General features: G+C 70.7%; 16 protein-coding genes, 4 tRNA genes and 1 pseudogene. 12 read left to right on the forward strand and 9 right to left on the reverse strand.

Going from position 1 to position 20,642, the window contains the following annotated elements; all coding sequences use genetic code 11:
- Positions 1–60 precede the first annotated feature (60 nt).
- The 3 genes from CIB93_RS29555 to purM all read left to right on the forward strand — a co-directional run bounded on the left by CIB93_RS29555 (position 61) and on the right by purM (position 3,956).
- Entirely contained in the window at positions 61–918 is an 858-nt protein-coding gene (locus CIB93_RS29555; RefSeq protein ID WP_373558816.1) for an META domain-containing protein, read from the forward strand.
- 374 nt (positions 919–1,292) lie between these two features.
- Positions 1,293–2,819: an amidophosphoribosyltransferase gene (purF, locus tag CIB93_RS29560; protein WP_003968043.1), complete on the forward strand. Its 1,527-nt coding sequence runs from the start codon at positions 1,293–1,295 to the stop codon at positions 2,817–2,819.
- Between the two features lie 63 nt (positions 2,820–2,882).
- Positions 2,883–3,956 carry a phosphoribosylformylglycinamidine cyclo-ligase gene (gene purM, locus CIB93_RS29565; protein WP_096631313.1) on the forward strand — a complete coding sequence of 358 codons (1,074 nt, stop codon included), beginning with the start codon at positions 2,883–2,885 and terminating at the stop codon, positions 3,954–3,956.
- 126 nt (positions 3,957–4,082) lie between these two features.
- Here the strand turns inward: purM and CIB93_RS29570 are convergent, their stop codons facing one another.
- Together CIB93_RS29570 and CIB93_RS29575 are read right to left on the reverse strand one after the other, a co-directional pair.
- On the reverse strand, positions 4,083–4,340 hold the full coding sequence (locus tag CIB93_RS29570) for a DUF3073 domain-containing protein (protein WP_007447468.1): 258 nt from the start codon (positions 4,338–4,340) through the stop codon (positions 4,083–4,085).
- A gap of 281 nt (positions 4,341–4,621) precedes the next feature.
- A complete protein-coding gene (locus tag CIB93_RS29575; protein ID WP_096631315.1) occupies positions 4,622–5,713 on the reverse strand; it encodes a Glu/Leu/Phe/Val dehydrogenase dimerization domain-containing protein in 1,092 nt (363 codons plus the stop codon).
- A gap of 176 nt (positions 5,714–5,889) precedes the next feature.
- Here CIB93_RS29575 and CIB93_RS29580 point away from each other — a divergent pair, with 176 nt between their 5' ends.
- The gene (locus CIB93_RS29580) at positions 5,890–6,744 is read left to right on the forward strand and encodes a hypothetical protein (RefSeq protein WP_096631332.1); all 855 of its coding nucleotides are present in this window, start codon (positions 5,890–5,892) and stop codon (positions 6,742–6,744) included.
- 622 nt (positions 6,745–7,366) lie between these two features.
- Positions 7,367–7,573: a developmental transcriptional regulator BldC gene (gene bldC / locus CIB93_RS29585; protein ID WP_003949541.1), complete on the forward strand. Its 207-nt coding sequence runs from the start codon at positions 7,367–7,369 to the stop codon at positions 7,571–7,573.
- 513 nt (positions 7,574–8,086) lie between these two features.
- Here the strand turns inward: bldC and CIB93_RS29590 are convergent.
- From CIB93_RS29590 to hrpA, 3 genes are all read right to left on the reverse strand, one after another.
- Entirely contained in the window at positions 8,087–8,365 is a 279-nt protein-coding gene (locus tag CIB93_RS29590; protein WP_096631317.1) for a DUF6274 family protein, read from the reverse strand.
- Between the two features lie 174 nt (positions 8,366–8,539).
- A tRNA-Asp gene (locus CIB93_RS29595) sits at positions 8,540–8,614 on the reverse strand.
- A gap of 126 nt (positions 8,615–8,740) precedes the next feature.
- Positions 8,741–12,673 (reverse strand): ATP-dependent RNA helicase HrpA, encoded by a 3,933-nt coding sequence (gene hrpA, locus CIB93_RS29600; RefSeq protein ID WP_096631319.1) that lies wholly within the window; start codon positions 12,671–12,673, stop codon positions 8,741–8,743.
- Between the two features lie 135 nt (positions 12,674–12,808).
- Here hrpA and CIB93_RS29605 point away from each other — a divergent pair, with 135 nt between their 5' ends.
- The 3 genes from CIB93_RS29605 to CIB93_RS29615 all read left to right on the forward strand — a co-directional run bounded on the left by CIB93_RS29605 (position 12,809) and on the right by CIB93_RS29615 (position 15,027).
- Positions 12,809–13,276: a hypothetical protein gene (locus CIB93_RS29605; RefSeq protein WP_096631321.1), complete on the forward strand. Its 468-nt coding sequence runs from the start codon at positions 12,809–12,811 to the stop codon at positions 13,274–13,276.
- A 63-nt stretch (positions 13,277–13,339) separates the two neighbouring features.
- Positions 13,340–14,176 (forward strand): thioredoxin domain-containing protein, encoded by an 837-nt coding sequence (locus CIB93_RS29610; RefSeq protein ID WP_096631323.1) that lies wholly within the window; start codon positions 13,340–13,342, stop codon positions 14,174–14,176.
- Positions 14,173–15,027 carry a cytochrome c biogenesis CcdA family protein gene (locus CIB93_RS29615; protein WP_096631325.1) on the forward strand — a complete coding sequence of 285 codons (855 nt, stop codon included), beginning with the start codon at positions 14,173–14,175 and terminating at the stop codon, positions 15,025–15,027. Before CIB93_RS29610 ends, CIB93_RS29615 begins: the two co-directional genes overlap by 4 nt.
- 38 nt (positions 15,028–15,065) lie before the next feature.
- On the opposite strand, the gene CIB93_RS29620 is transcribed toward CIB93_RS29615, so the two are convergent.
- From CIB93_RS29620 to CIB93_RS29635, 4 genes are all read right to left on the reverse strand, one after another.
- A tRNA-Phe gene (locus tag CIB93_RS29620) sits at positions 15,066–15,142 on the reverse strand.
- 22 nt (positions 15,143–15,164) lie between these two features.
- Positions 15,165–15,239, reverse strand: a tRNA-Asp gene (locus CIB93_RS29625).
- A gap of 38 nt (positions 15,240–15,277) precedes the next feature.
- Positions 15,278–15,350, reverse strand: a tRNA-Glu gene (locus CIB93_RS29630).
- Positions 15,351–15,430: 80 nt separating this feature from the next.
- Entirely contained in the window at positions 15,431–17,047 is a 1,617-nt protein-coding gene (locus tag CIB93_RS29635) for a metallophosphoesterase (protein ID WP_096631326.1), read from the reverse strand.
- A gap of 124 nt (positions 17,048–17,171) precedes the next feature.
- Between CIB93_RS29635 and CIB93_RS29640 the strand changes: the two genes are divergently transcribed.
- The 4 genes and pseudogenes from CIB93_RS29640 to CIB93_RS29655 all read left to right on the forward strand — a co-directional run.
- Entirely contained in the window at positions 17,172–17,522 is a 351-nt protein-coding gene (locus CIB93_RS29640; protein WP_030196002.1) for a metallopeptidase family protein, read from the forward strand.
- Positions 17,519–17,740, forward strand: a pseudogene (locus CIB93_RS29645) (CrcB family protein); the annotation flags it as partial. The gene CIB93_RS29640 and the pseudogene CIB93_RS29645, both read left to right, overlap by 4 nt.
- Positions 17,741–18,011: 271 nt before the next feature.
- Positions 18,012–18,608, forward strand: coding sequence for a hypothetical protein (locus CIB93_RS29650; protein WP_096631328.1), 597 nt, complete (start codon positions 18,012–18,014; stop codon positions 18,606–18,608).
- A gap of 239 nt (positions 18,609–18,847) precedes the next feature.
- Positions 18,848–20,642, forward strand: a 1,795-nt coding sequence (locus CIB93_RS29655; RefSeq protein ID WP_096631330.1) for a DEAD/DEAH box helicase, incomplete at its 3' end; no start/stop codon positions are given.

Genomic DNA, 20,642 nt, shown 5'->3' on the forward strand with positions numbered 1-20,642 from the left:
CCGAGGGGGCGGAACCGGATCGGCCCCTCGTACCGTCCCATCGCCATGCACACACAACGTATGGCTGTCAGCGTCAGCGTCCTGGCCCTCCTCACCCTCGCCGCCTGCGGTACGGAGCCGGGTTCCGGGTCCGGTTCCGGCGCGGGCTCCGGCGACCGCGGCGACACCGTGCGCAGCGATGTGCCCGTCACGGGGGTGCGGTGGAACGTGGACTCCGTCACCGTCGGGGGCAAGAAGACCGAGGCGCCGGACGGCGCCCGGCTGGAGATCGACCCGAAGGGCCGGGCCACCGCGAACTTCGGCTGCAACCACATCAGCGCCGAGGCCCGTGTCGAGGGCGACCGGATCACCGTGGGCGGGCCCGTCTCCACGCAGATGGCGTGCGAGGAGGACATCGAGGCGTTCGAGAAGGCCGCCACCCGCGCGCTCACCGGCGAACTCACCGCGAAGCTCGCGGGCAAGAAGCTCACCCTCACCACCGGCGGCGGCGACACCGTCGCGCTCAGCGAGCAGCCCGCCGCCGATCTCGTGGGCACCCGTTGGGCGGTGAACACCCTGCTCAGCGGCGAGAGCGCGACCTCCGTCCCGGCCGATCTGCCCCAGGAGCGGACGCCGCACCTCACCTTCCGCGAGAACGGCACGGTCGAGGGCAACTCCGGCTGCAACGCCTTCCACGCCAAGGCCACGGTGAAGGGCGACACGATCACCTTCGGGCCGGTGGCCGGGACCCGCAGGATGTGCCCGAAGGCGGAGATGGAGACGGAGCGCGCGGTGCTCGCCGCCCTCGACGGCAAGGTGACGTACACGATCAAGGGGCAGACGCTCACGCTCACCGCCGCCGACGACAAGGGGATCGCCGCCAAGGCCGCGGACGCGGAGGCGAAGGGCGCCCCGAAGACCCCGCGGCAGCACGGCTGACCCCGGCCACAGGCCCCGGCACACCGCGCGGACGGTGTGAGGCTCACCACGAAACGAGCGTTCGGCCAGCAGTCGGGCCGGGGCCCGGCGACTCACCGAACGCCACGGCCGGGCGGTCGTCACCGGGTCGCGGCCTCCGGTCCGGACGGACGCCCCGACCGGCCGGTAACCGGCTCCGCAGCCGGGCGGCAAGCGCCGGACGCCGGCCACGGGGGGCCGGCCCGCCCACCCGCCGCTCACCCTGGGTGACCGGCCGAAGCCCCCCGAAACGCCCTCCCGGCACCGGCCCGCGACGCGTTCCCCGTGCTCCGCCGTGTCCTTGCCGACGGGTCCCGAATTCGGACCAGTGGTCGATCTCGCCTACACTCGGTGCTGTGCCCCGTGGTGATGGACGACTCAACCACGACCTGCTCCCCGGAGAGAAAGGCCCCCAGGACGCTTGTGGCGTCTTCGGTGTCTGGGCTCCGGGTGAAGAGGTCGCCAAGCTCACCTATTTCGGACTGTATGCCCTGCAGCACCGCGGACAGGAGTCCGCGGGCATCGCAGTGAGCAACGGGTCCCAGATCCTGGTCTTCAAGGACATGGGACTGGTCTCGCAGGTCTTCGACGAAACGTCTCTGGGTTCTCTCCAGGGCCATATCGCGGTCGGTCATGCCCGCTACTCCACCACCGGTGCCTCGGTGTGGGAGAACGCGCAGCCGACGTTCCGTGCCACCGCGCACGGCTCGATCGCCCTCGGCCACAACGGGAACCTGGTCAACACCGCCCAGCTCGCGGAGATGGTCGCCGACCTCCCGCGCAAGGACGGCCGCGCCACCCAGGTCGCCGCGACCAACGACACCGACCTGGTGACCGCGCTGCTCGCCGGTCAGCGCGACGAGGACGACAAGCCCCTCACCATCGAGGAAGCAGCCGCCAAGGTGCTCCCCGACGTCAAGGGCGCCTTCTCCCTCGTCTTCATGGACGAGCACACGCTCTACGCCGCCCGCGACCCGCAGGGCATCCGCCCGCTGGTCCTCGGCCGGCTGGAGCGCGGCTGGGTGGTCGCCTCGGAGTCCGCCGCCCTCGACATCTGCGGCGCCAGCTACGTACGCGAGATCGAGCCGGGCGAGCTCGTCGCCATCGACGAGAACGGTCTGCGCACCTCCCGATTCGCAGAAGCGAAGCCCAAGGGCTGCGTCTTCGAGTATGTGTACCTGGCCCGCCCCGACACCGACATCGCCGGGCGGAACGTCTACCTCTCCCGCGTGGAAATGGGCCGCAAGCTGGCCGCCGAGGCCCCCGTCGAGGCGGATCTCGTCATAGCGACCCCGGAATCCGGCACCCCCGCCGCGATCGGGTACGCGGAAGCCAGCGGCATCCCCTTCGGCGCCGGACTGGTGAAGAACGCCTACGTCGGCCGGACCTTCATCCAGCCCTCGCAGACCATCCGCCAGCTCGGCATCCGGCTCAAGCTGAATCCGCTGAAGGAAGTCATCAAGGGCAAGCGCCTGGTGGTCGTCGACGACTCGATCGTCCGCGGCAACACCCAGCGCGCCCTGGTCAGGATGCTCCGCGAGGCCGGAGCGGCCGAGATCCACATCCGGATCTCCTCCCCGCCGGTCAAGTGGCCCTGCTTCTTCGGCATCGACTTCGCGACCCGCGCCGAACTGATCGCCAACGGCATGACCGTCGACGAGATCTGCACCTCGATGGGCGCCGACTCGCTCTCGTACATCTCGATCGACTCGATGATCGAGGCGACGACGATCGACAAGCCGAATCTCTGCCGCGCCTGCTTCGACGGTGAATATCCGATGGAGCTCCCGGACCCGGAGCTGCTCGGCAAGCAGCTGCTGGAGACCGAGCTGGCGGCGGGCCCCGCGGCGACCGCCGCGGCCGACGCGCTGCGCCGTCCGTGACCCGGACCGGTTCCGCGTCCCTCCCTCCCCAGCCCCGTATCTCCACACGAAAGATCCCAGGCCATGTCTGAGACAACAGGTGCTTCCTACGCGGCGGCCGGCGTCGACATCGAAGCCGGCGACCGTGCCGTCGAGCTGATGAAGGAGTGGGTGAAGAAGACGCAGCGCCCCGAGGTCGCGGGCCTCGGCGGCCTCGGCGGGTTCGCCGGTCTCTTCGACGCCTCGGCGCTCAAGCGCTACGAGCGTCCGCTCCTGGCCTCCGCCACGGACGGCGTGGGCACCAAGGTGGACCTGGCGCGGCAGATGGGCGTGTACGACACCATCGGCCACGACCTCGTCGGCATGGTCGTGGACGACCTCGTCGTCTGCGGCGCCGAGCCGCTGTTCATGACCGACTACATCTGCGTCGGCAAGGTGCACCCCGAGCGTGTCGCGGCCATCGTGAAGGGGATCGCCGAAGGCTGTGTCCTGGCGGGCTGCGCCCTGGTCGGCGGCGAGACCGCCGAGCACCCCGGTCTGCTGGGCCCGGACGACTTCGATGTCGCCGGAGCCGGTACGGGCGTGGTCGAGGCCGACCGGCTGCTCGGCCCGGACCGTATCCGCAAGGGTGACGCGGTCATCGCGATGGCGTCCTCCGGTCTTCACTCCAACGGGTACTCGCTCGTCCGCCATGTGGTCTTCGACCGGGCGGGCTGGACGCTGGACCGGCAGGTCGAGGAGTTCGGCCGGACGCTCGGCGAGGAGCTCCTGGAGCCCACCCGGATCTACTCCCTGGACTGCCTGGCGCTCACCCGGACGACCGAGGTGCACGGCTTCAGCCACGTCACCGGCGGCGGCCTGGCGAACAACCTGGCCCGGGTCATCCCGGACGGGCTGCACGCCACAGTCGATCGCTCCACCTGGACGCCCGGCGCGGTCTTCGACCTCGTCGGCAGGGCCGGGAACGTGGAGCGGCTGGAGCTGGAGAAGACGCTGAACATGGGCGTCGGCATGATCGCGATCGTCCCGGCGGACTCGGTGGACGCCGCGCTGACGACCCTGGCCGACCGCGGGGTCGACTCCTGGGTCGCCGGTGAGATCACCGACCGTGGTGACCGCACCACGGGAGCCCAGCTGACCGGCAGCTACGCACGCTAGGAAGCATGCCGCGGTGCGCCGGGCGTCCGCCCGGCGCACGACGGCCAGCGTGTCCGCTTCCGTGTCGGGACAGCACAGAACCCGGCCCGGGGCAGGCCCGGACCGGGTTGTTGTGTCAGCGCGAGGTCAAGCGCCGCGGCGCTGGGACGAGGGACCGGACTGATCGTCCTGATCCTCGTCATCATCCTGGTTGTAGCGATCCGCGTACTGTGCGTACGGGTCATCTTCCTCGTCGTCGTCCTCGAACGGCTCTGCGTTCGGTGGCTGACTCGAAGGCGATGCGCCCAGCTCATTGGCCAGACGCGACAGGTCCGTCCCGCCGCTGCTGTACTTCAGCTGGCGGGCGACCTTGGTCTGCTTGGCCTTTGCCCGGCCGCGCCCCATGGCTCGACCCCCTCGGTGACGGGGCTCGACGGCCCCAGAGTCTTGACACCCGTTCATGTTTCAGGACGGACTCTCGGCAGAGAGACCGCGCCTGTAGGGCTTTAACGGTACCTGCTTCCGTGGCCATACGGTACGCCGCCCGCATCACGGTCCCCGGCACAGGGCCAGTGAGGAGCCCCGTCCCCGCTGGTCAACTGCGATTTTAACCTCTTGTGGGCGTACGACCCGCCGACCGGCGTGAGTCTTGTCTCGTCGGTCGGCGGGCCGTGACCGCGCCCGGCTCAGCGGCCGCGCGCCTCCGCCATCCGCTGCTCGGCGATCCGGTCGGCCGCCGCGGCCGGCGGAATTCCGTCCTTCTTCGCACGTGCGAATATTTCCAGCGTGGTGTCGAAGATCTTCGCGGCCTTCGCCTTGCACCGGTCGAAGTCGAACCCGTGCAGCTCGTCGGCGACCTGGATCACGCCACCGGCGTTGACCACGTAGTCGGGTGCGTAGAGAACCGACCGGTCGGCCAGGTCCTTCTCCACACCCGGGTGTGCGAGCTGGTTGTTGGCCGCGCCGCACACCACCTTCGCGGTGAGGACGGGCACGGTGTCGTCGTTGAGCGCGCCGCCGAGCGCGCACGGCGCGTAGACGTCCAGGCCCTCGGTACGGATGAGCGCGTCGGTGTCCGCGGCGACCGCGACCTCGGGGTGCAGGTCGGTGATCCGGCGTACCGACTCCTCGCGGACATCGGTGATCACCACGTTCGCGCCGTCCGAGAGCAGGTGCTCGACGAGGTGGTGGCCCACCTTGCCGACGCCGGCGACGCCGACCGTGCGGCCGCGCAGCGTCGGGTCGCCCCACAGGTGCTGGGCCGATGCGCGCATGCCCTGGAAGACGCCGAAGGCGGTGAGCACCGATGAGTCGCCCGCGCCGCCGTTCTCGGGGGAGCGGCCGGTGGTCCAGCGGCACTCCCGGGCGACGACGTCCATGTCGGCGACGTACGTGCCGACGTCGCAGGCGGTGACGTAACGGCCGCCGAGAGAGGCGACGAACCGGCCGTAGGCGAGGAGGAGTTCCTCGCTCTTGATCTGCTCCGGGTCGCCGATGATGACGGCCTTGCCGCCACCGTGGTCGAGCCCGGCCAGGGCGTTCTTGTACGACATCCCGCGCGAGAGGTTCAGCGCGTCGGCGACGGCCTCGGCCTCGGAGGCGTACGGGTAGAAGCGGGTGCCGCCGAGGGCCGGGCCCAGGGCGGTGGAGTGGAGGGCGATGACGGCCTTGAGGCCGCTGGCACGGTCCTGGCAGATCACGACTTGCTCGTGGCCCCCCTGATCCGAGTGGAACAGGGTGTGCAGTGCATCGACAGGCGCGCCGGTCACATCGGTCACTGTGGTGACTCCCAAATAACGAAGCGGCAGGAGGCCCTCCTGAGGGTGGGGAGGACCCCGGACCGACCGGCACGGCCGGTCCGATGGGCAAGAGCGTAAGTCCTCCGGCGGCGCGGATCTGCCCCCGTGCGGAGGATCACCCCCTGGGGGTGTAAGGCCGTGACACGATGCGCTGCATGTCGGTGGTGTCTTCGGTGCTCGTCCCTTACGCGTCCTACCTCCGGATCTACGAGCCGCTCGCCGCGTTCGCCGAGCCCGAGCGAAGTCACTGGGCGCGCTACGCGCAGCGCGCGGACCTTCCCACGGCCCAGGACGAACTGCGCCGCTCGCTGGCCGACTTGGTGCCGACGCCGCCGGTGGGGGTGCCCGTGCACGAGAGCGGCGACGCGTTCGTGGCGGAGCTGGACGGGGTGGTGTGCGTCTGCCCGTGGCGCACCCGGCTGCGGGGCTGGCTCGCCCTGGAGGGGCTGGAGGGACCGGGGGGAATGTTTCCGGCCAACGTGCTGGACGCCCTGCTGCCATCGGTGGTGCGCGGCCAGGCGAGGGCGGACCACGAGCGCTGGCAGGCCCGGCACCCGGACGCGCGGCCGTGGATCCGCACCACGGTGTGGCAGGTCCCGGTGCGCTGGTTCGTCCTCTTCCACGACGAGGAGCGGGAGTACGCGGCGGCGGACGGCGAGGGCGCCTGCCCCGTTCTGCGCTACCGCACCCCGATGGTGGAGGCCCGACGGCGGCTGGCGCGGGCGCTGCGCACGCTGCGCGAGAGCGTCGCCGAGGGCCCGCTGACCGAGGGCCTGGTGGATGTGGGCCGCTGGCTGGAGGAGTTCCATCCGCGCTCGCTGGTCGAGCTCGACTACGGCGGCCTGGTGCACGCGCTGCCGGCGGAGCAGCTGGACGCGGACCGGTCGGCGGCCGACGTGGCGGAGGGGCTCGCCGCGCTCCGGGACGGTGACAGCGAGGCGGCGGGCGCGGCCTACGCGCGGCTGGCGGAGCGCTGGCGGGCGGTTCGGCACCGCCAGTTCACCAATTGACGTGAAAAGACCCACAGCGGCATCAACGTGATGGAACCGGGGCATCCTTCATCCAGGACGAAAGGCGGGGACGCCGACCGAAGGGAGGAGGCGGAACTGACGGGCTGTGAACCGGTGGCCCGTGTGACGCGTGAGGTCTCATGGGGCGAGTGAGGCGGGAGCGTACGCCGCTGGGCCCGGGACCTACGTCCCGAACCGGGCCTTTGTCTCAAGCGTGATGGACAGCACTTACGGGGCCCTTGCGTCCATCCCTACTCCTCATGCCAAAATAGGACAAGGAGTCCGGGGAGGGCTCCTTCTGTCCAAGTAAGGGCAGAATGCTCAGCATTGCACGCTATGGGGGGTCTGATGACTCCTGATCGCTCTGTGACTGATCGTCACTGTGGCGTGACTGTCCGCTATGGCATGGTCCATCGGCTTCCGTCGCTGATGAACACCTGGGAGGGCAATTCCATCGGTTTGGCCGACGTGGCTGGACGGATGGTGTAGTTGTAGTGCCGAGGACAAGCCGTTCGTCCTATAACCGACTCGGCCCGCGTCCGCCATTTCGGGCAACGCGGGTCAAGGTGCAGAATTTAGAGGAAAGAACCGAGAAGGTTCGGTTCTCCCGAGGAGGCCGCTCATGACCGCTCGCACCCCTGATGCCGAGCCGCTGCTGACCCCGGCTGAGGTTGCCACGATGTTCCGCGTGGACCCGAAGACGGTCACCCGTTGGGCCAAGGCTGGCAAGCTCACGTCCATCCGCACGCTCGGTGGACATCGCCGGTACCGCGAGGCAGAGGTCCGCGCACTGCTCGCGGGTATTCCGCAGCAGCGCAGCGAGGCCTGACACACCCCTGCCGCGCAAGCAGCACAGCAGTAACGCAGTACAGCAGCACCATCGGGCAGTTTCCGGGTCCCCCAACCCAGCCGCCCGCCCATAGCTCCACTCGACGGACGCCTGCCCCAACGGGCGTCATACCTGTGTTCTGCGGGTGCGTCGTATCGATCGCGTTGGACTCCGCCGGGTCCAGCGCGATCTTTTTTGTGCCCTCTGCCCGAGCCCTCCGCGGGGCTCCTCAGAACCGGGCGGTCGGTCGGCTTCAGGAGGTCGGCGGGGGCGTTCGTGGGCCTGTGAGCGGGTCTGTGGGTGAGCGTCCCGGACGCGGTGGGACAGCCCCGGACGGAACGGTCCTCGCGCACCTGCCGCCCTCGTGCAATTGCACATATTAAATTCACCAGTTGTAGGGGAGGCGTAAAATCCCCCGGTCTGAAAACTGATTCGGTGACTACCGTCACACCGCGCGACGCTTGCCAACTACGAGCCTGCCACGGTCCGGGCGCGGAATCACCCGGCCGATGGTCATGTCGCGGAGGGCCTTTCGGCCCGGCCTCCGCCCCTGTCCCCGTCCTCGTCCCCGTCCCCGTCCCCGGGATCGTCCGGCTGTCCGGCGGCCTCCTGCGGGGCGTCGGAGGGGCTGGTGGGCTCGTTCCGCCCGCCGGGGTCTCCGGGGTCCATGGCGAGGCGCAGCAGGCGGTGGCAGACCGCACAGTGCCGGGTGAGGTGGCGATAGCCGGAAGCGGCCGCCAGATGGGCGCGCAGCAGCGCGCGGGTCTCGTGTCGTGCTGTGGACGCGGACATACGAGCCACCTCCCGGTGGGCCCGGCCGTCCCCCGCCGTGTGAAGCGCCGGGGAACGCCGAGAAACAGGGACAGCCTCTGCTTCTACGAGGTACCCGCGGCAGATGCCGCCGTCAAGACGCGGGGCACGACGCGAGAAAGCCCGGATCGAAACGATCCGGGCTTTCTCCTACTGCGGTCCTGACGGGATTTGAACCCGCGGCCTCCACCTTGACAGGGTGGCGAGCACTCCAAACTGCTCCACAGGACCAGGTTTTCGCTGCTTGCCGTGCGGCTTGCTGCGAAACCAGACTGTACAGGAGGGATGAGGTCCAGGTCGACTTCACTCCTGGTGGTGACTCCGTCACCGCCCCGCGGGCCCCGAACGGCGCCCGTGTCAGGGCGCCGCGGCGTCGATCGCCTTCACGATCCGCTTGTCCGAGACGGGGAACGCGGTGCCCAGGGCGTGGGCGAAGTAGCTGACCCGAAGCTCCTCGATCATCCAGCGGATGTCCAGGACCTCCTGCGGAACCGGGCGGCCCTGCGGGAGCTGTTCGAGCAGCCAGGCGTACTCGTCCTGCATCTCATGGACCTTCGCCATCCGCGTGGTGTCCCGCTGCACGGCCGTCGGCATCTGCTGGAGCCGCCGGTCGGCCGCCACGAGGTAGCGCATCAGGTCCGGCAGCCGGCGCAGACCGGTGGCCGTAACGAAACCGGACGGTACGAGTCGGGCCAGTTGCTCGCGTACGTCGGTGACGTTGGCGACCAGCGTCAGGCTGTTCGTGGACTTCAGCCGGCGCTCGCAGGCCTGCCAGGCGGCCAGGACCTGCTGCACCTGGTCGACCGTGCGGACGGTGAGGTCCACGAGATCGGCGCGGACCTTGTCGTACAGCGTCCGGAACGCCTTCTCGTCCCACGCCGGGCCCCCGTGCGCGGCGATCAGCCGGTCGGCGGCGGCGGTGGCGCAGTCCTCGAAGAGGGCCTGCACCGAGCCGTGCGGATTGCGGGAGAGGGCCAGCTTCTGCTGGTTGGTGAGCCGGTCCGAGGCGAACTTCGCGGGGTGCACCGGGATGTTCAGCATGATCAGCCGCCGGGTGCCGCGCCACATGGCCTGCTGCTGCTCGGCCTCGGTGTCGAAGAGGCGTACGGCGACGGTGTCGCCCTGGTCGACGAGCGCCGGGTAGGCCTTCACCGGCTGCCCGGCCCGACGTGTCTCGAAGACCCTGTCCAGCGCCCCGATCGTCCAGTCCGTGAGGCCGGAGCGCTCGATGGACTCGCCGGACGGTCCCGCGGTCGCCGCGGCGGCCTTGGAGAGCGCCTGGCGGGCCTTCGGGCGCAGCTGGAGCTTCAGCGCCTCCAGGTCCTTGTCCTCGGCGACCTTGCGCCGCCGCTCGTCGACGATCCGGAACGTGATCTTCAGGTGGTCCGGGACCCGGGAGAGGTCGAAGTCGTCGGCCGTGACCGGCACCCCGACCATCCGCTGGAGCTCGCGCGCCAGGGTGACCGGAAGCGGCTCCTGGAGCGGGACGGCCCGGTCCAGGAACTTCTCCGCGTAGTTCGGCGCGGGGACGTAGTGGCGGCGGATCGGCTTCGGCAGCGAGCGGATCAGCTCGGTGACGACCTCCTCGCGCAGCCCCGGGATCTGCCAGTCGAAGCCCTCGGCGGTGACCTGGTTGAGCACCTGGAGCGGTACGTGAACGGTCACGCCGTCCGCGTCCGCGCCGGGCTCGAACTGGTAGGTCACCTTGAACTTGAGCTTCCCCTGCCGCCAGGAGTCCGGGTAGTCGTCCTTGGAGACCGCACCGGCCTTCTCGTTGATCAGCATGGAGCGCTCGAAGTCGAGGGCGTCCCGCTCCTCGCGCTTCTTGTGCTTCCACCAGGAGTCGAAGTGCGCCCCGGACACGATGTGCTCGGGAATCCGCTGGTCGTAGAAGTCGAACAGCGTCTCGTCGTCCACGAGGATGTCGCGACGGCGGGCGCGGTGCTCCAACTCCTCGACCTCGCCGAGCAGTTTGCGGTTGTCGTGGAAGAACTGGTGGTGCGTGCGCCAATCGCCCTCGACCAGGGCGTTGCGGATGAACAGATCCCGCGAGGCCTCCTGGTCGATACGTCCGAAATTGACCTTGCGCTGAGCGATGATCGGCACCCCGTAGAGCGTGACCCGCTCGTAGGCCATCACCGCCGCCTGGTCCTTCTCCCAGTGCGGCTCGCTGTACGTGCGCTTCAGCAGGTGCTGGGCCAGCGGCTCGATCCACTCGGGTTCGACCTTGGCATTGACCCGCGCCCACAGCCGGGAGGTCTCCACGAGCTCCGCCGACATCACGAACCGGGGCTGCTTCTTGAACAGCGCCGACCCCGGGAAGATCGCGAACTTGGCGCTGCGCGCGCCCAGGTACTCGTTCTTCTCGGTGTCCTTCAGCCCGATGTGCGACAGCAGTCCGGCCAGCAGCGAGGTGTGCACCGCCTGCTCGGGAACGCCCTCGTCGGCCTTGGGCTCCTCGACGGTGATGCCCATCTGCCTGGCCACCGTACGCAGCTGCGCGTAGATGTCCTGCCACTCGCGGATGCGCAGGAAGTTCAGGTACTCCTGCTTGCACATCCGGCGGAACGAGGACGAGCCGCGCTCCTTCTGCTGCTCGCGGACGTAACGCCACAGGTTCAGATACGCCAGGAAGTCGGACGTCTCGTCCTTGAACCGCGCGTGCTGCTGGTCGGCCTGCGTCTGCTTCTCCGAGGGCCGCTCGCGCGGGTCCTGGATGGAGAGCGCGGCGGCGATGACCATGACCTCGCGGGCGCAGCCGTTGCGGTCGGCCTCGATGACCATGCGGGCCAGGCGCGGGTCGACGGGGAGCTGGGAGAGCTTGCGGCCGAGCGGCGTGAGCCGCTTCTTCGGATCCTTCTCCGCCGGATCCAGCGCCCCGAGCTCATGGAGGAGCTGGACGCCGTCGCGGATGTTGCGGTGGTCCGGCGGGTCGATGAAGGGGAACTTCTCGATGTCACCGAGCCCGGCCGCGGTCATCTGGAGGATGACGGAGGCCAGGTTGGTCCGCAGGATCTCCGGGTCGGTGAACTCCGGCCGGGTGACGAAGTCGTCCTCCGAGTACAGCCGGATGCAGATGCCGTCCGACGTACGGCCGCAACGGCCCTTGCGCTGGTTGGCGCTGGCCTGGGAGATCCGCTCGATCGGCAGCCGCTGGACCTTGGTGCGGTGGCTGTAGCGGGAGATGCGGGCGTTGCCCGGGTCGATCACGTACTTGATGCCGGGGACGGTCAGCGAGGTCTCGGCGACGTTCGTGGCGAGGACGATGCGGCGTCCCGTGTGGCGCTGGAAGACGCGGTGCTGCTCGGCGTGCGAGAGGCGTGCGTAGAGGGGGAGCACCTCGGTATGCCTGAGGTTCCGCTTGTTCAGCGCGTCCGCCGTGTCCCGGATCTCGCGCTCACCGGAGAGGAAGACCAGGACGTCGCCGGGAGCCTCGTGGCCCAGTTCGTCGACGGCGTCGCAGATCGCGGTGATCTGATCGCGGTCGGAGTCCTCGCTGTCCTCCTCCAGGAGGGGGCGGTAGCGGACCTCGACGGGGTACGTCCGCCCGCTGACCTCCACGATCGGCGCCTCGCCGAAGTGGCGCGCGAACCGCTCCGGGTCGATGGTCGCCGAGGTGATGACGACCTTCAGATCCGGACGCCTCGGCAGCAGCCGGGCCAGATAGCCGAGCAGGAAGTCGATGTTCAGCGACCGCTCGTGCGCCTCGTCGATGATGATCGTGTCGTACGCCAGCAGCTCGCGGTCCGTCTGGATCTCGGCGAGCAGGATGCCGTCCGTCATCAGCTTCAGATACGTCGACTCCGGGTTCACCTGGTCGGTGAAGCGCACCTTCCAGCCGACGGTCTCGCCCAGCGGCGTCTTCAGCTCGTCCGCGACCCGCTCCGCGACCGTACGGGCGGCGATCCGGCGGGGCTGGGTGTGCCCGATCATGCCCCGGACCCCGCGCCCCAGCTCCATACAGATCTTGGGGATCTGCGTGGTCTTCCCGGAGCCGGTCTCACCGGCGACGATCACGACCTGGTGGTCGCGTATCGCCTCCAGGATCTCGTCCTTCTTCTGGCTGACCGGCAGCTCTTCCGGATACGAGAGGGCGGGCAGCCGGGCCGCGCGGGCCGCGAGCCGTTCGGCCGCCTTGTCCGCCTCGGCCGCGATCTCGTCCAGCACGGACTGGCGGGCCTCGGGCTTGCGGATGCGGCGCGCCCCTTCGAGGCGCCGGCCGAGCCGGTTCGCGTCGCGGAGCGAGAGCTGTGCGAGCTGGGACTGGAGATCGGCAAAGGAAGTAGACATACGAATCCCAGGATCTCACCCGGGCCCGGGGAGTGGCGACCTCATTTCGCGCGGACTGCGTCACGCGCCACGTACCATTTCGGGCAGTCGAACGCTCAGCCCACCCCGCTCCTGGCGCGAGAAAGGTCCGGTCCCGTGTCCCGTAGACAGTGGTGGAGCCTGGCGGCGCTGCTCGCGGTCGTCGTGGGGCTGCTGTGCGGGCCGGTGGGGGCGGTATCGGCGGCGGAGGACGCGGGGGGAGCCGGGGGAGCAGTCACGGTGACGGCCGCTCCTGCCTACGCCACGACCACTGCCACTGCCACTCCCACGGCCACTGCCAGGGCCGACGCCACTGCCACGGCCTCTGCCTCTGCGGTGGCCCACGCGCTGGAGGTCGGCGACCCCGACCCCGGCATTCCGGGCTGTGGGAAGTTGCCCGACCACGACAACGAGCCCGCCGTCCCCTCCCGGGCTCGTGCCGCGTACGACCAGGCGCCCGGCCTCGCCCCGTGGGGGCTGCCCGTCGCGACGGGCGCGCCGGAGGCAGAGCCGCCGGGGATACGGGCCCGTGCCCCGGTCCCGTACACGCCGACCCCGGTCGAACTCTCCGTGCTGCGGGTGTAGGCCGGCACCGCCCCGACCCGCGCCCTTTCCCTCTCCTTCCGCACCATCAGCACGGAGTGCCGCATGCCCACGCCCAGCAACGCCAAGTCCGCGAAGTCCGCGAAGCCGACGACCTCCCGCAAGCCCCTGCTCTACGGCGCGGTGGTCGTCCTCGCCGCCGGTCTGCTCGGCTTCGCCTCCTACAAGGCCACCTCCCCCGACGACTCCTCCCGTGACACCGCCGCCACCCCGGCCGCCGAGGTCTCCGCCGACCCGGGCGAGGGCATCTACCCGGAGCTCGCCGAGCTCGCCCGCCGCGACGCGGACGACAAGCTGGCCGTCGGCCGCGCTAACGCCCCCGTCGTTCTGATCGAGTACGCCGACTTCAAGTGCGGGTACTGCGGAAAGTTCGCCCGGGACACCGAGCCCGAGCTGATCGAGAAGTACGTGAAGGACGGAACGCTCCGCATCGAGTGGCGCAACTTCCCGATCTTCGGCGAGGAGTCCGAGAACGCCGCGCGCGGCGCCTGGGCCGCCGGGCAGCAGGACCGCTTCTGGGAATTCCACCGGGCCGCCTACGCCGAAGGGGCGAAGGAGAAGGGCTTCGGCAAGGACCGGGTCAAGGCGCTCGCCGAGGAGGCCGGGGTGAAGGACCTCGACCGCTTCATGACGGACCTCGACGGCAAGGCGGCCCGCGAGGCGGTCGCGAAGGACCAGGAGCAGGCGTACGGGATCGGCGCCACGTCCACCCCGTCGTTCCTGATCAACGGCCGTCCGATCGCGGGCGCGCAGCCGGAGGAGACGTTCACGCAGGCCATCGAGGCGGCCGCCGAGCAGGCGAAGTCCACGGCGGGGGCCGGAAGCGACAGGGACGCCGGCAAGGGTCCCGACGACGACTCCGGCAAGGCTTCCGACAAGTGACCTCGGACATCGGATACTTCGCGGCCTTCCTCGGCGGGCTGCTCGCCCTGATCAGCCCGTGCAGCGCCCTGCTGCTGCCCGCCTTCTTCGCGTACTCCATCGACTCCACCTCCCGCCTGCTGGCCCGTACCGGCATCTTCTACGCCGGGCTCGCCACCACCCTCGTCCCGCTCGGCGCCGCCGGTTCGTACGCGGGCCGGCTCTTCTACGGCCACCGGGACGCCCTGGTGACGGGCGCGGGCTGGCTGATCATCGCGCTCGGGGTGGCGCAGATCGTCGGCCTCGGATTCGCCTCGCGGCGCATGGCGGCGCTCAGCGGCCGGATCCGCCCCACCACCGCGTTCTCGGTCTACGCCCTGGGCGCGGTCTACGGTCTGGCCGGATTCTGCGCGGGCCCGATCCTCGGCAGTGTGCTGACCGTGGCGGCGGTCAGCGGCAGCCCGGTCTACGGGGGGCTGCTGCTGGCGGTGTACGCGCTGGGCATGGCGGTCCCGCTCTTCGTGCTCGCTCTGCTCTGGGAGCGCTTCGACCTCGGCCGCCGCGCCTGGCTGCGCGGCCGCACCGTCCGGCTGGGCCGGTTCGAGCTGCACACCACGTCGCTGCTCTCGGGCCTGTTCTTCGTCGGCCTGGGCGCGCTGTTCCTCGCGTACGACGGGGCGACGGCGCTGCCCGGCCTGCTGGGCGTCGACGATTCGTTCGCGGTCGAGCAGTGGGCGCAGAAGCTGGGCGAACGGGTGCCGGACGCGGTGCTGCTGGGGGCGGTGGTGCTCGTGGTGCTGCTCGCTCTCGGCGTACGGGCCTGGCGGCGGCGCGAGGCGGACGTACCGGCGGAGGAGTCCGAGAAGGTGTGACACGGCGAAGGCCCCGTCCGGTGGACGGGGCCTTCGAGTGGTGGCTGGGGCCGGGATCGAACCGGCGACCTATCGCTTTTCAGGCGATCGCTCGTACCAACTGAGCTACCCAGCCACGCAGCCGCTGGGGCTGCAAGCGGTCCTGACGGGATTTGAACCCGCGGCCTCCACCTTGACAGGGTGGCGAGCACTCCAAACTGCTCCACAGGACCAAGCAATGTGCGAAACAAGTCTCGCACACGGTGAAACGTGCCCCCAACGGGATTCGAACCCGTGCTACCGCCTTGAAAGGGCGGCGTCCTGGGCCACTAGACGATGAGGGCTATTGGCCCGCCGGTTCGCTTTGCAGCGCGTCGGGGACGAGAGAAGCATATGGGATGGGTGGAGCTATCGCCAAAACGGTTTACGGCGATGGGGTCGGCCGCGTCGGGGAACCGGTCGGGGAGGGGCCGGAGGGCGACGACGGGGCGGGCGACGTGGGGGCGGGGTCCTTCAGGTTCTCCTCGGGAAGATGGCGGCTGACCTCGGCGGTCGTCAGACCGAGACCGCCCAGCGTGATCTCGTCCCAGGCCTGGAGCCGGCGGCTGGCACGGTCCATGTAGAGCACCGACGCGTGCACCTTCTCCGGCTTCTCCTTCTCCACGGCACGCAGCCCGCCGCCGCCCGTGGAGCCCTCGACCTTCAGCCGTGTGCCGAGCTTCAGCTGTTCGTTGATCCGGCGGTGGAGGTGGCCGGACAGCACCAGCGGGACCGTGCCGTCGGTCTCCCGGGCGGTGTTCGGGTCGTGGGCGACGGCGATGTCGACCGGGGTACCGGCCCGCTTCTGGTCGCGCAGTGCGGAGGCCAGGCGCGCGCCCTCCAGCTGGGCGGCCGCCTTGCCGCCGACCGGGGCGGTCCGGTTCGGGGTGAAGGAGATGTCGCCGGTGCCCGCGATCCGCAGTCCGCCCACGTTCACCGCCTTCCCGTCGTCCAGGACGTGCACGTTCTTGAACTTCTCCAGATAGGCCTGCGTGACGAGGGAATCGTGGTTGCCGCGCACCCACACGTAGGGCGCACCGAGGTCACGGATCGGGTCGAGGAAGCTGTTCTCCGCGGAGGAGCCGTGGTCCATCGTGTCGCCGGAGTCGACGATGACGTCGATCTCGTACTGCTCGACGAGCGAGGCGATGATGTGCCAGGCGGCCGGGTTGAGGTGGATGTCGGAGACGTGCAGGACCCGGATGGTGCCGGGGTCGGGCCGGTAGACGGGGAGCGTGGAGGTCGCGTCGTACAGCTTGGTGACGTTGGTGACCAGGCGGGCCAGTTCCTGCTGGTAGATGTCGAACTCGGTGACGATCGACCGGGCGTCGCCGACGACGGACGGGGCGCTGGAGAGCAGCCCGGAGAACTTCGGCTCCAGGACGGACTTCGGGTTCCAGGTGGCGTACGCGCTGACACCGGACGCGGCCAGCAGGGTGAGGGCGAGCCCGCCGGCGGTCAGGGCGCGGCGGGGGCGGCGGTAGACGACGAGGCCGAGCGCGGTCGCTCCCGAGACGACGGCGACACAGGAGCGCACGGCGAGCTCCCTGGTGCCCGCGGCGACGTCCCGGGTGACCTCGTCCTGGAGACCGGAGAACCGTTCCGGCTGGTCCACCAGGGCCTGGGAGCGCTCGGGGTCGAGCCGGTCCACGTCCACGTCCAGCCGGAGCGGCGCGACGTGCGAGTCCAGCTCCAGGGCCCCGAGCGGCGCCACGTTGATCTTGCTGCCGCCCGAGAGCGAGGGGCGCAGGGTCATGTTGGTGTCCATGGGGCCGACCGGCGTACGGATGCTGCCCACGGCGAGCAGCCCGAGCCAGGCGCCCAGCACGACGACGGCGAGCATGCCGAGCGCGCGGAGGTAGGGGTGCTGGGCGGGTCCGGTCGGATCGCCGGGGGCGGCCACGCGGGGGCGGGGGTCGAAGCGGGACTTCGGGCGGCGGACGAGCAGGCTGAGGCGCTGCCGTACGCGTTCGGCTGCGGCACGGAACGGGACGCGGACCATTGGGCCCGTATGCCCCGTTACAGCCTCGTCCATGCCGGGCGTCGGCCGGGCGTCGGCCGGCCGAGGGGGCGGGGAAGCCGTCGTGGGCTGCCCGCGGCGGCTCGTCGTACGCGACAATGGCGGCGTGCTGGAGATGACGCGCGAACAGTTCGAGGAGCTGGTGAGCCAGGCTCTGGACCGGATTCCGCCGGAGCTGACACGGCTGATGGACAACGTGGCGGTCTTCGTCGAGGACGAACCGGACCCCGGCGACCCCGACCTGCTCGGGCTGTACGAGGGCACCCCCCTCACCGATCGCGGCGAGTGGTACGCCGGTGTGCTGCCGGACCGGATCACCATCTACCGGGGGCCGACGCTGCGGATGTGCGAGTCGCGGGAGGACGTCGTCGCGGAGACCGAGATCACGGTCGTGCACGAGATCGCCCACCACTTCGGCATCGACGACGAGCGGCTGCACGCGCTGGGCTACGGGTGAGCGAGCAGCAGCCGGACGAGCCGCCGGAGCCCTGACCGCCTGCCGCTCCGCAGGGCCGGGTGCTCGCGGCGGTGGCGCCGGGCGGCGTGCTCGGAGCCCTCGTCCGCTACGGGGCCCTGGCGTTCCGGCCGGGCGGGAACGGCTTCCGGCGGACGGTGTTCGGGGTCAACGTGTCCGGGCTCGGGGTCAACGTGTCCGGCGGCGCTCTCATCGGCGTAGGGGGAGCGTGGCGGTAGAGGCGGGTGCTGGTGCCAGGAGGGGCGGCCGGGAGGGGCGGCCGGTGCTGGTGCGGGCGCAGGAGGAGCGCCGTGGGGGCCGTTCGGCGGGGGCCGGGCGGGCGGGTGGTGTTCCGGGCGTGTCTCCGGCGGGGTCGGGGGAGTTGGGCACGGTGCGTCGCCGTAGCGCGCTCGGCCCACTTCGCTCCTGCCCGTACTCCCCGCTCTCCGCTCCTGCTCTCCGTTCCCGCCCCCTCGCCCCGGAGGTGCCCCCGTGCGCCATTTGCCCGCCCCTGTCCGTTGGGCAGCCGTCACCGCGTTGACGATCGCCGCGTCCACCGGCTGTATGAGCGTCGGTGACGGCGACGAGGGCGCCCGGCCGGGCCCCTCGCGGTCCGCCGGTTCGAAGGGGTCGGCCGCCGACCCGGCCGGGGACACGGTTCCCGGCTCCGGGCAGTCCGGGGGCCGCGCGGGCGACCCCCACCCGCACTCGGACCGGAAGTCCCCCGACGGCACCCCGAGCCCGGGCGCGTCCGAGGGCGAGGGCGAGGAGGCGTCGGGGGCCCCGGAGGAGCCGCGCCCCGAGCCCGGCGCCCCGCAGCCCAGCCGAGGGGGCCACGCCCCGACGCCGACGCCCTCGACTCCGGGGCCGGGGGAGCCGCCGCCGGAGAGCCCGGAGCCGCCCGCCCCGCCGGTGCCCGACCCGGACCCGGAACCGGACCCGGAGCCCGAGCCTGAGCCCACCGACCCCTCGGAGCCGCCGCCCTCGGCCTCGCCCGCCGCGCAGCACCGCACCCATGCGATGAGCGGATCGGGCGATGCCGCCTCGCGGCGGACGCCGGAGGCATCACCGCAGGTGGGGCCGGTGTAGCCGGGGTCACAAGGAGGGCGGTTTGCGCAATGTGGGTGAGAGTGCGTATGGTGGTAGATCGTTTGATCCCATTGCCCGGCGCCGACACAGAAGAGCGCCGTGTGGCGCGTACTCTCCCTTGCCGTGGCTGGACCGCATTGAGGCGGTCGAAATTGCGAATCACGGAGTTATGGGCGCGTGCCGAGACTCCGGAAGGTTTCGCATTTCGCATGTCAATTTCCAGTTCTGACCGCACCGTCATGCCCGAGAACATCGACAACGCCGAGCTCACCGAGCTCGTCGAGGCCGCTGTGACCGAGGCCCCCGCAGGCACCACCGCCCCGGCCGCCGAGGCCGAGAGCGCGCCGGCCGCCGACGCGACCGCCCCGAACGCCGACGCCGAGAAGGCCGAGGCGGACGCCGAGCCGACCGTCACCTTCGGCACCCTGGGCCTGCCCGAGGGCATCGTCCGCAAGCTCGCGCAGAACGGTGTCACCGCGCCCTTCCCGATCCAGGCGGCGACCATCCCGGACGCCCTGGCCGGCAAGGACATCCTCGGCCGTGGCCGTACGGGCTCCGGCAAGACGCTCTCCTTCGGTCTGCCGACCCTGGCCGCCCTGGCCGGTGGCCACACCGAGAAGAAGAAGCCCCGCGCGGTCATCCTCACCCCGACCCGTGAGCTCGCCATGCAGGTCGCGGACGCGCTCCAGCCGTACGGCGATGTGCTCGGCCTCAAGATGAAGGTCGTCTGCGGCGGTACGTCGATGGGCAACCAGATCTACGCGCTGGAGCGCGGTGTCGACGTCCTCGTCGCCACCCCGGGCCGTCTGCGCGACATCATCAACCGCGGCGCCTGCTCCCTGGAGAACGTCCAGGTCGCCGTCCTCGACGAGGCCGACCAGATGTCGGACCTGGGCTTCCTGCCCGAGGTCACCGAGCTGCTCGACCAGATCCCCGGTGGCGGTCAGCGGATGCTCTTCTCCGCCACCATGGAGAACGAGATCGGCACGCTGGTCAAGCGTTACCTCTCCAACCCGGTCACGCACGAGGTCGACAGCGCCCAGGGCAACGTCACGACCATGTCGCACCACGTCCTCGTCGTGAAGCCGAAGGACAAGGCGCCGGTCACGGCCGCCATCGCCGCCCGCAAGGGCCGCACGATCATCTTCGTCCGCACCCAGCTGGGCGCCGACCGCATCGCCGAGCAGCTCATCGAGTCCGGCGTGAAGGCCGACGCGCTGCACGGAGGCATGACCCAGGGCGCCCGTACGCGGGTCCTGGAGGACTTCAAGAAGGGTTACGTCAACGCGCTCGTCGCGACCGACGTGGCCGCCCGCGGTATCCACGTGGACGGCATCGACCTGGTCCTGAACGTGGACCCGGCCGGTGACCACAAGGACTACCTGCACCGCTCGGGCCGTACCGCCCGGGCCGGCAAGTCCGGTGTCGTCGTCTCGCTGGCGCTCCCGCACCAGCGCCGCCAGATCTTCCGCCTGATGGAGGACGCGGGCGTCGACGCCTCGCGCCACATCGTCCAGGGCGCGGGCGTCTTCGAGCCGGAGGTCGCCGAGATCACCGGCGCCCGTTCGCTCACCGAGGTCCAGGCCGACTCCGCGAACAACGCCGCCAAGCAGGCCGAGCGCGAGGCCGCCGACCTGACGAAGCAGCTGGAGCGCGTCCAGCGCCGCGCCGTCGAGCTGCGCGAGGAGGCCGACCGCCTGGTCGCCCGTGCCGCGCGCGAGCGGGGCGAGGACCCCGAGGCGGCGGTGGCCGAGGTGGCCGCCGAGGCCGAGGCCGCCCTCGTGGCAGCCGTCTCCGTACCGGAGCAGCCGGCCGCCCGCGACGAGCAGCGCCGCGACGAGCGGGGCAACTACGAGCGCCGTGACAACCGCGGCGGCGACCGTGGCGGCTACCGCGGCAACGACCGCCGTGACGACCGCCCGTCGTTCAACCGTGACCGCCGTGACGACCGTGGTGGCCGTTCCTTCGAGCGCCGCGACAACGACCGTCCCTCCTTCAACCGTGACCGTCGCGACGACCGTCCCTCCGGTGGCT

It is taken from the genome of Streptomyces sp. WZ.A104 (assembly GCF_002382885.1).
Lineage (GTDB): Bacteria > Actinomycetota > Actinomycetes > Streptomycetales > Streptomycetaceae > Streptomyces.

Excerpts from the sequence above, each read along its gene's own strand:
- CIB93_RS29555 (WP_373558816.1), top strand. The coding sequence starts at position 61 with ATGGCTGTCAGCGTCAGCGTCCTGGCCCTCCTCACCCTCGCCGCCTGC.
- purM (WP_096631313.1), top strand. The coding sequence starts at position 2,883 with ATGTCTGAGACAACAGGTGCTTCCTACGCGGCGGCCGGCGTCGACATC.
- CIB93_RS29570 (WP_007447468.1), bottom strand. The coding sequence starts at position 4,340 with ATGGGGCGCGGCCGGGCAAAGGCCAAGCAGACCAAGGTCGCCCGCCAG.
- CIB93_RS29580 (WP_096631332.1), top strand. The coding sequence starts at position 5,890 with ATGTCGGTGGTGTCTTCGGTGCTCGTCCCTTACGCGTCCTACCTCCGG.
- bldC (WP_003949541.1), top strand. The coding sequence starts at position 7,367 with ATGACCGCTCGCACCCCTGATGCCGAGCCGCTGCTGACCCCGGCTGAG.
- CIB93_RS29590 (WP_096631317.1), bottom strand. The coding sequence starts at position 8,365 with ATGTCCGCGTCCACAGCACGACACGAGACCCGCGCGCTGCTGCGCGCC.
- hrpA (WP_096631319.1), bottom strand. The coding sequence starts at position 12,673 with ATGTCTACTTCCTTTGCCGATCTCCAGTCCCAGCTCGCACAGCTCTCG.
- CIB93_RS29610 (WP_096631323.1), top strand. The coding sequence starts at position 13,340 with ATGCCCACGCCCAGCAACGCCAAGTCCGCGAAGTCCGCGAAGCCGACG.
- CIB93_RS29635 (WP_096631326.1), bottom strand. The coding sequence starts at position 17,047 with ATGGTCCGCGTCCCGTTCCGTGCCGCAGCCGAACGCGTACGGCAGCGC.